We start from the raw sequence: 12,153 nt of genomic DNA on the forward strand, positions 1-12,153 counted from the left end.
AGACTTTACTATTTTTGCCTGAATGAGCCACGAAGAACACGAAGTACCGAAAATATCCGTAATAGTGAGCACCTACAATGCCGAGGAGTGGCTGGAAAAGGTGCTTTGGGGTTTCAATTGTCAGATTTTCAAGGACTTTGAGGTGATAATTGCGGACGATGGATCAGGTCCCAAGACCAGGGAACTTCTGGAGGAACTTTCCAAAAAGGTGTTCTACAAGATTGTTCATGTGTGGCAGGAGGACGATGGTTTCCAAAAATCAAGGATATTGAACAAGGCCGTGGAGGCCTGTAGTGCGGAATACATCATCATGACGGATGGGGACTGCATTCCTCGCGAAGATTTTGTGGAGGTACACTACATCAACAAGGAAGCAGGGTATTTTATCTCGGGCGGGTACTACATGCTGCCGATGAACATTTCCAAAATGATTACCTTGGAGGATATTGAAAAGCAGAATTGTTTCAATATCCATTGGCTGATGGACAAGGGTATTCCAAAAACGTTCAAGAACAACAAGCTCACTGCGAGCGGCTTCATTTCAAAGTTGCTGAACACCTTCACCCCGACCAATGCCAGTTGGAACGGCCACAATTCATCAGGATGGAAAAAGGACATCCTGAATGTCAATGGTTTTGATGAGCGTATGCAGTATGGCGGTCAGGACCGGGAATTGGGTGAACGCCTCTTCAATTTTGGGATAAAGTCAAAACAACTGCGCTACAGTGCGGTCTGTGTGCACCTAGATCATAAAAGAGGCTACAAGACACCGGAGTCCATCGCCAAAAATCAAGCAATACGAAAGGAAACGAGGTCCAAAAAAGTGGTCTGGACACATTATGGCATCACCAAATAGTAGGCGAGCTCGTTCTTTTTTTCCAATCTTTTCAATTCCCTGAACCTTTCCAGAACGCCAAGGGCATTGAGATAACAAATGGTAATCCCCTTTTTGCCGTCCAAAAAGCCGAATCTGATCACGTAGTGGTTAAAGAATTTCCACAACGGTTTTACTGTCATCAACAGGTAGTTGAAATGTTTTTCCTTGTAAAAATCCTCTTTGGCCTTCAATTGACCGTACTTGAGCATTTTGCCTTTATAATCCTCATAATTTTTATAGCAATAGTGGGTCAGTCTTTGTTTGAGGATACCTGAGCTTCCATCCACCTCAAGGGTCTCGTGCACCAACTTTTTATCCGTGAACTGCACCTTGCTTTTTCGGAAAAGTCTATGGTTCTTATCGGTCTGCCAACCGCTGAAATGCAACGGTTCATTTTGGAACATGAACTTGCGGTAGAACCAATAGGCCTCTTGGGCATTGGGGTTGTTTATGGTTTCAATGATTTCTTTTTGGAGTTTTTGGTTGACCACTTCATCCGCATCCAAGAACAGGACCCAATCATTGGTCGCCTGCTTGAGCGTGAACGATTTTTGGGCGGTGAAATTTTCAAACGGATTTTGGATGACCTTCACTTTGGGGTGGTTGGCCAAATATTCGTAGGTTCCATCGGTACTGTATGAATCCACTACGATGATCTCATCTGCAAATGAAACGGAATCTATACATCTTTCAATGTAGCCCATTTCGTTGTAAGTAATGATGAGTGCTGACAATTTTTGCTTTGGGGTGCTCAATCCAGCCATATTATGGGTGCAGGGTTAATGGTTTACAAATCTATAACAAAAAAATAGGTGGAAAATTGTTTTCCGTTTCTTTTTCTTACAACAACTGACTGCCTGAATCCCCTACTATTGGTGTTCCAATTTATGGTTTCTTCGCAATGCAGTTTCTTTCCTTTAGATAGAGTCCCGTGGGGATGGTTGCGTAAGAAGTGCGATTTTTTGTCTTATTTGGGATGTAGGAAAGTTCTCAGGACAATATTTTCCGTGTTTTGGCCAGTGCAGCACCGATCACCTGGTGCATGTCATAATACCGGTACTCGGCCAATCGGCCCCCAAAAATTGTCGTTGTCTCCTGATCTGCCATTTTTTTGTACGTATTGAACAGATCGGTGTTCTTGGCGTCGTTGATGGGATAGTAAGGTTCATTGTCCGAAGAGGCCTCCAGTGGATATTCTTTGGTGATTACCGTGGTCTTTTGCTTGCCAAACTCAAAATGTTTGTGTTCAATGATCCTGGTGTAGGGGATGGTGGCTTCCGTATAGTTTACCACGGCATTGCCCTGATAATTGTCCTGATCGAGGGTAGTGTGCTCAAAATGAAGGCTGCGGTATTCGAGCTTGCCATGGCGATAATCAAAATATTCATCAATTTTTCCTGTGAACACCACTTGTTCGGCCAAGCTTTCCAATTTTTTTCGGTCCTTGAAAAAATCCACATTTGTTCGGCACTCAATACCCTCAAGAAGACCTTCGGTCAATTTGTTATAGCCGCCAATGGGGATGCCTTGATAATCGTCGTTGAAATAGTTGTTGTCATACGTAAATCGTAAGGGCAACCTTTTGATGATAAAGGCCGGGAGTTCCGTTGCTTTTCTTCCCCACTGCTTTTCGGTATAACCCTTGATCAATTTTTCGTAGATGTCCCTGCCCGCCAACGTAAGTGCCTGTTCTTCCAAATTGGACGGGACCCTACCCTTGTATTCCTGGGTCTGTTCCGCGATGATGGCCTTGGCTTCATCGGGGGTGGAAATACCCCATAATTGGCGAAACGTGTTCATGTTGAACGGGAGGTTGTACAGTTCACCCTTGTAGTTGGCCAGCGGTGAGTTGGTGTATCTGTTGAACGGGACGAAACTGTTCACGTAGTCCCAAATAGCTTTGTCGTTGGTGTGGAAAATGTGGGCCCCATACTTGTGCACGTTGATGCCGTCCACATCCTCACAATAGGTGTTGCCTCCAAGATGTTCCCTTTTGTCAATAACCAAACATTTTTTCCCTTTTTTATGGGCTTCATGGGCAAAAACGGCACCATACAATCCAGCACCTACAATCAGAAAATCATATTCGGGTTCACGCATGTTGTCCACGATCTTTGGTTTATAATTCAAAGGCGATTGGTCGCAATTTATGGATTCGACAAAAGAAAAAAGGATATTTTTGAAAAAAACAGATCAAAATGCAAAACCGAAAACGGTTCTATATCTCCAGAAATTACAAGTTTTCCAGAAATGCGGCATCCAAGCCCAAAATGGATTGCGAGGAGGTGCTGTCCCAATCGGGATTTAAGAACCTTGGGTTCAGGCAGAGCAACCATCCCAGCTCGGCCATTGGGGCCATCATTAGCTTTTTTGGGATCACTTGGGGATTGGTCCGGTTGCCTTTTTCATCGGTACTCTGCATGCAATATCCGCTCAGTAAATTTTTCGGGTACAAAGTGGCCGTGGCCAAACTGAAAGGGTGTAAGATAATCCTGATCGTTCATGATGTAAAGACACTTATGGGCAAGAACAAGGATGCCGGAAAGGAGATGAAGCGGTTCAACAAGGCCGATGTGCTCATCCTGCACAATCAGGTGATGATGCAGTGGTTCGCCGAACAGGGCTACAAAGGAAAAAAGGTTCCTTTGTACCTCTTCGATTATCTGTTGGCCGATGGGCAGGAACTGCCCGAACAGACTTTGGGACAGGGAAATGAAATCGTTTTTGCAGGGGGATTGGGTATGGAGAAAAGTGCCTTCCTCTACCAATTGGATGAGTTGCATCCGAACTTTACCCTGAAACTTTATGGGAACGGCTTTCAAAAGGAGAAAGTAAAAGAAGGCTCCGCATTGCACTACCAAGGGGTCTTTGCCCCCGATGAGGTCTTGGATCACTTGAAGGGAAACTTTGGCCTTGTATGGAACGGAAATGCCATCAGGGAGTGCGATGGTGACTTTGGCAAGTACATCCAATACAACAATCCGCATAAGACCTCCCTATACTTATTGGCGGGCCTTCCCATCATCATATGGGACAAGGCGGCCGTTGCCCAAGTGGTGGAAAAGGAAAAAATCGGGTTTGCCATTGCCTCCTTGGAGGAACTATCGGAAAAACTCGCCCAAATCGATGCGGCCACTTACGACCAAATGGTCGCCAATGTGCACACCATGAGAAACAAGATTGCCAATGGCCACTTCTTACAGGAAGCCGTTACAAATGCCTTGGCAGAGTTGGGGTAGTAGGGTTACACCGCTACGTCGTGTTCTCTCAGGGCGTTGTTCAAGGATGTTTTCTTGTCCGTACTTTCCTTGCGTTTCCCAATGATGAGGGCACAGGGAACTTGGTATTCGCCTGCAGGGAATTTTTTGGTGTAGCTTCCAGGGATCACAACCGATCTTGCGGGCACCCTTCCTTTCAACTCTATAGGTTCGTCGCCGGTCACATCTATGATCTTGGTGGAAGCGGTAAGGACCACGTTGGCTCCTAATACGGCTTCTTTTTCCACACGGACCCCTTCTACCACGATACAGCGCGAACCGATAAAGGCATTGTCCTCAATGATGACCGGGGCGGCTTGAAGGGGCTCCAACACCCCGCCGATGCCAACACCACCGCTCAAGTGTACGTTCTTCCCGATCTGTGCACAACTGCCCACAGTGGCCCACGTGTCCACCATGGTACCTTCATCCACATAGGCACCAATGTTCACGTAGCTGGGCATAAGGATGGTTCCCTTGGAAATGTACGCGCCATGTCTGGCCACCGCATGGGGCACCACACGCACGCCTTTCTCTTTGTATCCTCTTTTCAGTGGAATCTTATCGTGATATTCAAAAATGCCAGCTTCAAGGACCTCCATTTTTTGGATGGGGAAGTAGAGTACCACTGCTTTTTTCACCCACTCGTTGATTTGCCATCCCTCTTCGGTAGGCTCTGCACAGCGCAACTGGCCCAAATCGATTAGGTCTATAACCTTACGAATGGCCGTTTGGGTCGTTTCCTCTTCCAACAATGTTCTATTGTCCCACGCTTTTTCTATGAGCGTCCTTAATTCTGTCATTTTCTTAAATTTTTCGCAAAGATACGCCCCTCCACAGAATATTGCCCCCATTTTTAAGGCCATAACATTTTTAGGGTTATTTTTGCCAAAAAATTGTCTTGGCAAGAATTTTGGCTTTGGATTATGGTAAGGTGAGGACGGGAATCGCTGTCACGGACGAGCTCCAACTGATCGCTTCCGGGCTTACCACGGTGGAGACCAAAGATCTGATCCCGTTTTTGGAGACTTATTTTCAAAGGGAACAGGTAGAGCGGATCGTGGTGGGACTTCCCAAACAGATGGACAATACGCCCTCGGAATCCGAAGCCCTTATCCAGGAATTTTTAAAGAAAATGTCGACCAAGTTCCCCACCTATCCCGTGGAGCGCCAAGATGAAAGGTTCACTTCCAAAATGGCGGTACAATCCATGTTGGACAGTGGAATGAAAAAGAAAAAGCGCCAAGACAAGGCCTTGGTCGATGAAATAAGTGCCACGCTCATATTGCAGGCCTACTTAAACCGATTTTAGTTTTATGATTTTACCCATTGTTGCATACGGTGATCCCGTTCTGCGAAAAAAAGCAGGTGATATTGCCGTGGAATACCCAAAACTCGAAGAATTGATCTCCAATATGTGGGAGACCATGTACAATGCCCATGGCGTTGGATTGGCGGCTCCCCAAGTGGGACTTCCCATACGTTTGTTCGTAGTGGACACCACCCCTTTTTCCGATGATGAGGATTTGAGCCCCGAAGAGCAGGAAAAATTGAACGGCTTCAAAAAAGTGTTCATCAATGCCAAGATCATCGAGGAGACCGGAAAGGAATGGGATTTTAACGAAGGTTGCCTGAGTATACCCGATATCCGGGAAGATGTAAAACGCAAACCGGAGATCACCATCACCTATATGGATGAAAATTTCAAGCCACATACCGAGACCTATGATGGTCTGTTGGCGAGGGTAATCCAGCATGAATACGACCACATTGAGGGCATCATGTTCACGGACAAGCTATCTTCCCTTAAAAAACGTCTGTTAAAAGGCCGATTGGAAAAGATTTCCAAAGGAAAAATCGATGTGGACTATAGGATGAGGTTTCCCAATATCAAAAAAGGACGTTAAAAAAATTACAGTTTCCGATAATACCATATTTTTGCCCGCATAAAATATTTTAAATGGCACTTGACAAGATTTTATCTATTGGCGGAAAGCCCGGACTTTACAAATTATTGACCCAAACCAGAAGTGGCTTTGTCGGCGAATCCCTATTGGACGGCAAACGTGTTACCGTGGGATTGCGGAGCAATGTGAGCGTACTTTCCGAAATCGCCATTTATACCTTGGAAGAGGAAGTGCCACTTCGTGAAGTCTTCCAAAAAATAAAAGACAAGGAAGATGGCAAAAAGACCGCCATCAACCACAAGGCTGACAAAATTGAGTTGGAGGAATATTTCTTCGAGATCCTCCCCAATTATGATGAGGACAGGGTGTATGCCAGCGATATCAAAAAAATCATCCAATGGTACAACATCTTGATCGATAACAAGATCACCGATTTTGTTGTGGCCGAAGACGCAACTGAAGAAGTCCCCGCTGAAACAGCTTCCAGCGAGGAAGAATAAACTTTATTCCTTGGCCCAGTCCACCAACTTTGTTGGATAATAATTGATTTCCATCTCGTTCAGATAGGGCACTTGCTGCGCCAAGCGCTTTCTGTAGTCCTCCCAATCGCAATGTTCCGTTGGGGACCAGCCCAGTTCGGCATATCCAATGGCCCGTGGAAAGGCCAAATATTCAATACCGGCACTGTCGTCTATGGTCTCGGACCACAAAGGGGCCTCAATACCAAGGATGCTCTCCACGTGTAGACCCTCCACCAAGGTTTCTGGGAGCCAATTGTAGGCCACATCCACAGGGATAAGGCCTGCCCAGGTCAATCCATATTCCGAGATGGAATCGTACTTCATGTCCATATAGGTCTTTCCGGCCATCGAAATGAGAATCTTGGACCCATTTTTGGCCGCTTTTGTAGCATGATCAGGTTCATTCCATAGTTGGACCACGGTGGAGGAATCAATGTCCGCTTGCGCAATTTCGTTCCAACCAATGGACCTTTTGCCATGTTTCTGTACTATCTTCTCCACTTTTTCCACAAAGTGGATGTAGTCCTTCTTCTTGGTCACATGGCTTTCATCCCCACCAATGTGGAAATAAGGGCCAGGTGTGATGGCTGCTATTTCCCCGATGACATCATCCAGAAAACTGTAAACGGTATCTTTTTGGGCGTCAAAAGTGCTGAAACCTACTTTTGTCCCAGAGTAGGGTTTCACAGGTTTTCCATTGCCGTTCAAAAAAGGATAGCTCACCGAAGCAGCGTTCGTATGTCCGGGCATGTCCACCTCGGGAACAATGGTGATATGTCTTTCCGCTGCATACCGCACCAGTTCTTTATAATCCTCTTGGGTAAAAAAGCCGCTTTTACCACCGCCAACTTCGGTGGCTGCGCCGATCTCTGTCAATTTTGGCCACGATTTTATCTCGATGCGCCATCCTTGGTCATCCGTAAGGTGCAAGTGCAGCGTGTTGTATTTGTAATAGGCCAGAATGTCCATGAATTTTTTTACCTCGTCCACCGTAAAGAAGTGGCGAGCCACATCGAGCATGGCCCCGCGATAGGCAAACTTGGGTGCATCCAGTATTTTTCCAGTCGGAATCAGCCACAAAGGGTGGTCGGTAAGCGTGTCGTTGCTTTGCTGTGGGATAAGTTGCCTAAGGGTCTGTATCCCCCTAAAGGCACCTGCTGCGGTTTTGGCATTCAAAAGGATCGAATCTTTCTTGATATAGAGTTGGTAGGACTCGGCCGACTCCAGTTCCAAACTGTCCGATTGGTTGATGTAGATCATCCGCTCGACCTTGCCGTCAGGCGTAGCATTCACGGCAATGTCCAGGCCGGTTTTTCCCTTTATTTTTTCGGAAAGGTATTTGCCTACCTCCTCAAATTTGGGGTCAATCGTTGAGGTATATATGGTCGTGTTGCTGTCGAGTCCAAAGGCGCTGTGCGTGGCGATCGTCTTGACAGGTTTGGGGATCAAGGGAACAGTGGTCAAATCTGTTTTTGGAAATACGATTTCTTTTTTTTCAGTTTGACAGGCGGCCAAGCACACGATGGCAGCGAACAGTACTAAGGATCGGTATATCATGATGATCGATTGGTTATTCTACATAATTTTTGATGACATCGTACCAGATGTCATACCCTTTTGAGTTCATATGAAGTCCATCTTCAATAAAGATGTCCTGTTTTAGTTTTCGCTTCTCCAACATCGGGTACCAGACATCCACAAATTCCACACCCTCGGTTTTTGATGCCAGTCTGGCAAGTTTTCTGTTCAAACGTTTGTACTTGCCCCGTAATTTCCATCTGGATATACTGGGTTTGGGTGAAATAAGGACAATCTCCATCCCTTGCTTTTTTTGTTGGAGCACATCCAATATGCGCTCCGAGGTATCCACGATCGTCCTAAGTTTTACTTTGGCGTTCACATCATTGTCCCCTTCATATATAAAGACTTTGATCGGGTCGTAGCTGAGGATCAACTCATCGAGATACAATTCCAAATCCGAAAATTGGGAGCCACCAAATCCGGTATTCAACACTTGTTGGTCTGGAAATCTATCTTGAAGGTCTTCCCATAATCTGACGCTGGAACTTCCCGTAAACACTATGGCGGGTCGTGATACATCCCAGAGGGTATCATTCTTTTTTTTGATTTCATTGACTTCCTCATCAAATCGATTTGGAGCTTGGGCCCATCCCAACACGGGAATAAACAATAGTAGTATGAGTATTTTTTTCATGCCGACCTGTTTTTGTGATGGCGATCAATAGTCACTGACCAGATTTTGAGTTTTGCTCCATTCATAAAAACGTTCTATCCACGTATCTGATGGCAATCCCTGTTTGCGCATTCCAAAACCGTGCCCGCCCTTGCTGTACATATGTAGGGCCACACTTTTTCCGGCTTCCAGCCATGAGGAATACAGCGCAATGGTTCCAGTCGCCAAGTCCAAAGGGTCGTCCGACGCACAGACCAAAAATAAGGGAGGCGCATCTTCCTTTGGCTTTTCAAGAGGTATCACACTGGCCCAATAATAGACGGGAACCAAAAAATCAGGTTTGCTTTCCGCTTGGTAGTTGTAGGCAACGCCTACCGTCACAGCTCCTCCGGCAGAGAAACCCATAAAGCCTATTTTATTCGGGTCAACCCCATAATTGGCCGCATTTTCACGAACATGTTTTATGGCATTGAGGCCATCTTTTATGGAATAGGGGAGAACGGCATTTACACGCTCCATGAATTTTTCAGGTTCTTCTGGGGCATTATTTTCGATTTCAGCGACACCATCTTCCCCAGTGGGTACCAATCGATATTTGAGCACAAAGGCGGTGATGCCTTTTTCATTCAACCATTTGGCCACCTCATTGCCCTCACTATTGATGCTAAGGGCAAATAATCCGCCTCCCGGAGCCACAATGACGGCAGTACCGGTATTGATTTCTTCCTTAGGCCGAAAAACCTGCATTGTTGGTTCTGATACATTGGTGACGACTTGGGTGTTCCATATAGTTGAAAAATAGTCGTTTTCAGGCGTTTCCCATGTTACGGGTGGTTCATCAGTATTGGGCAGCTTTACAATTTCTTGTGCATTCAAGAACAGCCCACAACATACAAATGCTAATGAAGAAAGTGTTTTCATGTTACCGGTATTTTTTCAAATGTACAATTTTCAATACTGTACTATGGAAAAATGCTGCAAACACCATTTTTCTGTTTTTACGATGCACGGTCTTTATAACTATGGATAAAAAATCAACTCACGCTATTTACGGTCTTTGTACTTTTAAATAAAATTTTATAGATGAACGCAAGACCTGAGCAGCTAAAGGCATTGGAACGACTGTTGAACATCATGGATGAGCTGCGCGATCAATGTCCTTGGGACAAAAAGCAGACCATGCAGACCCTCCGCCACCTGACCATAGAGGAAACCTACGAACTGGGTGATGCCATTCTGGACAATGACCTTGATGAGGTGAAGAAGGAATTGGGTGATCTTTTACTGCACATCGTCTTTTATGCCAAAATCGGTTCCGAGACCCATGATTTTGACATTGCGGACGTCGCCAATGGCATTTGTGAGAAATTGATCAACAGGCATCCACACATTTACGGTGATGTCAAGGTGCAGAATGAGGAAGAGGTAAAGCAGAACTGGGAGAGCATTAAACTGAAGGAAGGGAAGAAAAGTGTGCTCGAGGGAGTACCCAACAGTCTTCCTGCATTGGTGAAGGCCAACCGCATACAGGAAAAAGTGGCTGGGGTGGGGTTCGACTGGGAGCATCCGGAACAGGTCTTTGAAAAACTGAAGGAAGAATTGGCGGAGCTTCAGCATGAGGTGAAGCAAAATGACATGGACAAGATGGAGTCAGAGTTCGGGGATGTGCTCTTTTCCATGGTAAACTACGCCCGTTTTCTGAAGATCAATCCAGAAAATGCCCTGGAGCGCACCAACAAGAAATTCATCAAGCGTTTCCAATATTTGGAGGGCAAGGCCAAGGAATCAGGAAAGACCTTACGGGAAATGACCTTGGCGGAGATGGATGTTTTTTGGGAAGAAGCAAAAAGTCTTTAAGCCAATAGTATCCTGATAAAAGAATGGCCCATTGAATTCCATTAAGGCATTGTCCCTTGAGGGGGCTTTAGGGGTGGTTGTGCAAAAAAGTTATACAGATTCAGGGCGAAAAAATTTCCAATCCCACTATCTTTACGCTCTTTTTTAAACCACCGAAGTGTTCCAGCAATACACCAAAGAATTCACATATAACCTCAAGTTGTCCTATCCCGTTATTTTGGGGATGTTGGGGCATACTTTTGTGGCCTTTGCGGACAACATCATGGTAGGGCAATTGGGCACGGCCGAATTGGCTGCGGTTTCCCTCGGAAACAGTTTTGTGTTCATTGCCATGTCCTTGGGCATTGGCTTTTCAACGGCGATAACCCCTTTGGTGGCAGAGGCCGATGGGGCAGGGGACCAAGCGGCGGGCAAGAATGCACTCAAGCACGGTCTGGTGCTCTGTACGCTACTGGGACTTTCCCTGTTTGGGGTCATTTTGCTTTGCAAGCCCCTCCTGTACCACATGGAGCAACCTCCCGAGGTGGTGGAACTCGCCATTCCGTATTTGGAGTTGGTGGCCTTTTCCTTGGTGCCCTTGGTCATGTTCCAGGCATTCAAACAGTTTTCTGATGGATTGTCGCAGACCAAATACCCCATGATTGCCACCATTTTGGCCAATGTGGTCAACATTTCCCTCAATTACCTACTCATTTTTGGCTCATTCGGATTTCCCAAGTTGGGCATTGTAGGAGCGGCCATCGGAACTTTGGCATCCAGGGTCATCATGGTGGCCTTCATTTGGTTTTTGTTGAAACAAAAGAAAAAGTTTAAGGCTTATGTGACCCATTTCAATTTCAAGGAAATTGAAAGAAAGATGATGAAGAAAATCATCAGCCTTGGGTTTCCCTCTGCGTTGCAGATGTTCTTTGAAGTGGCCATTTTCACGGCGGCCATTTGGCTGAGCGGGGTATTGGGAAAAAATGCCCAAGCCGCCAACCAGATTGCCCTCAACTTGAGCAGCATGACCTTTATGGTGGGCATGGGCCTTAGCGTGGCGGCCATGGTGCGTGTGGGCAACCAAAAGGGACTTCAAAATTTTAGGGAACTCAGGCGCATAGCCCAATCCATCTTTTTTCTGACATTGCTATTGGAAATTGTGTTTGCCGTCCTTTTCTTGATGGGGAGACACTGGTTCCCTACCATCTATTTGGATGTGGACGACCTTATGAACCAAGCGGACAATACAGAGGTGATCATCATAGCGGCCAAGCTGTTGCTGGTCGCCGCCTTTTTTCAGATATCGGATGGCCTGCAAGTGGTGGTGCTCGGGGCGCTTCGCGGCCTTCAGGATGTAAGGGTCCCAACGCTCATTACCTTTGTGGCCTATTGGCTGATAGGGTTTCCGATCAGTTATTATCTAGGACTGTTCACGGATTTTGGTAGCACGGGCATTTGGATCGGATTGCTATCGGGGCTAACAGCATCGGCGGTAATGTTGTATATTCGATTCAACTATTTGACGAAAAAATTGATTGCAAACTAAATATTTGCTCCGACC

At 46.0% G+C, this 12,153-nt stretch carries 13 protein-coding genes; 7 read left to right on the forward strand and 6 right to left on the reverse strand.

The features are described from left to right. Positions 1-22 precede the first annotated feature (22 nt). The gene (locus tag D2V93_RS05820) at positions 23-856 is read left to right on the forward strand and encodes a glycosyltransferase family 2 protein (RefSeq protein WP_119618764.1); all 834 of its coding nucleotides are present in this window, start codon (positions 23-25) and stop codon (positions 854-856) included. Here D2V93_RS05820 and D2V93_RS05825 read toward each other — a convergent pair. Together D2V93_RS05825 and glf are read right to left on the reverse strand one after the other, a co-directional pair. Then, positions 838-1,641, reverse strand: coding sequence for a glycosyltransferase family 2 protein (locus D2V93_RS05825; protein ID WP_119618765.1), 804 nt, complete (start codon positions 1,639-1,641; stop codon positions 838-840). The genes D2V93_RS05820 and D2V93_RS05825 overlap by 19 nt on opposite strands. A gap of 226 nt (positions 1,642-1,867) precedes the next feature. Beyond that, on the reverse strand, positions 1,868-2,977 hold the full coding sequence (gene glf / locus D2V93_RS05830; protein WP_119618851.1) for a UDP-galactopyranose mutase: 1,110 nt from the start codon (positions 2,975-2,977) through the stop codon (positions 1,868-1,870). Positions 2,978-3,075: 98 nt separating this feature from the next. Between glf and D2V93_RS05835 the strand changes: the two genes are divergently transcribed. Continuing rightward, on the forward strand, positions 3,076-4,116 hold the full coding sequence (locus D2V93_RS05835) for a glycosyltransferase (RefSeq protein WP_119618766.1): 1,041 nt from the start codon (positions 3,076-3,078) through the stop codon (positions 4,114-4,116). 5 nt (positions 4,117-4,121) lie between these two features. Here D2V93_RS05835 and D2V93_RS05840 read toward each other — a convergent pair whose 3' ends face one another. Further along, entirely contained in the window at positions 4,122-4,937 is an 816-nt protein-coding gene (locus D2V93_RS05840) for a 2,3,4,5-tetrahydropyridine-2,6-dicarboxylate N-succinyltransferase (RefSeq protein WP_119618852.1), read from the reverse strand. Positions 4,938-5,035: 98 nt separating this feature from the next. Here D2V93_RS05840 and ruvX point away from each other — a divergent pair, with 98 nt between their 5' ends. Genes ruvX through D2V93_RS05855 form a run of 3 tightly spaced genes read left to right on the forward strand, consistent with a single transcriptional unit; the run spans position 5,036 to position 6,541 of the window. Continuing rightward, positions 5,036-5,446 carry a Holliday junction resolvase RuvX gene (ruvX, locus tag D2V93_RS05845; protein ID WP_119618767.1) on the forward strand — a complete coding sequence of 137 codons (411 nt, stop codon included), beginning with the start codon at positions 5,036-5,038 and terminating at the stop codon, positions 5,444-5,446. A 4-nt stretch (positions 5,447-5,450) separates the two neighbouring features. Beyond that, complete coding sequence (def, locus tag D2V93_RS05850) at positions 5,451-6,041, forward strand: peptide deformylase (protein WP_119618768.1); 591 nt, start codon at positions 5,451-5,453, stop codon at positions 6,039-6,041. 53 nt (positions 6,042-6,094) lie between these two features. Continuing rightward, on the forward strand, positions 6,095-6,541 hold the full coding sequence (locus D2V93_RS05855; protein WP_119618769.1) for a DUF5606 family protein: 447 nt from the start codon (positions 6,095-6,097) through the stop codon (positions 6,539-6,541). Positions 6,542-6,544: 3 nt separating this feature from the next. Here D2V93_RS05855 and D2V93_RS05860 read toward each other — a convergent pair whose 3' ends face one another. The 3 genes from D2V93_RS05860 to D2V93_RS05870 are packed head-to-tail and all read right to left on the reverse strand — an operon-like array spanning position 6,545 to position 9,677. Further along, positions 6,545-8,119: a family 20 glycosylhydrolase gene (locus D2V93_RS05860; protein WP_119618770.1), complete on the reverse strand. Its 1,575-nt coding sequence runs from the start codon at positions 8,117-8,119 to the stop codon at positions 6,545-6,547. A gap of 13 nt (positions 8,120-8,132) precedes the next feature. Next, positions 8,133-8,777 carry a GDSL-type esterase/lipase family protein gene (locus D2V93_RS05865; RefSeq protein WP_119618771.1) on the reverse strand — a complete coding sequence of 215 codons (645 nt, stop codon included), beginning with the start codon at positions 8,775-8,777 and terminating at the stop codon, positions 8,133-8,135. Positions 8,778-8,801: 24 nt separating this feature from the next. Beyond that, the gene (locus D2V93_RS05870; protein ID WP_072877402.1) at positions 8,802-9,677 is read right to left on the reverse strand and encodes an alpha/beta hydrolase; all 876 of its coding nucleotides are present in this window, start codon (positions 9,675-9,677) and stop codon (positions 8,802-8,804) included. A gap of 162 nt (positions 9,678-9,839) precedes the next feature. On the opposite strand from D2V93_RS05870, the gene mazG reads away from it, so the two are divergent. Next, the gene (mazG, locus tag D2V93_RS05875) at positions 9,840-10,613 is read left to right on the forward strand and encodes a nucleoside triphosphate pyrophosphohydrolase (RefSeq protein ID WP_119618772.1); all 774 of its coding nucleotides are present in this window, start codon (positions 9,840-9,842) and stop codon (positions 10,611-10,613) included. A gap of 157 nt (positions 10,614-10,770) precedes the next feature. Then, positions 10,771-12,138 (forward strand): MATE family efflux transporter, encoded by a 1,368-nt coding sequence (locus tag D2V93_RS05880; RefSeq protein ID WP_119618773.1) that lies wholly within the window; start codon positions 10,771-10,773, stop codon positions 12,136-12,138. The last annotated feature ends 15 nt before the right edge of the window (positions 12,139-12,153 follow it).

This window comes from Flagellimonas taeanensis, from assembly GCF_003584105.1.
GTDB lineage: Bacteria > Bacteroidota > Bacteroidia > Flavobacteriales > Flavobacteriaceae > Flagellimonas > Flagellimonas taeanensis.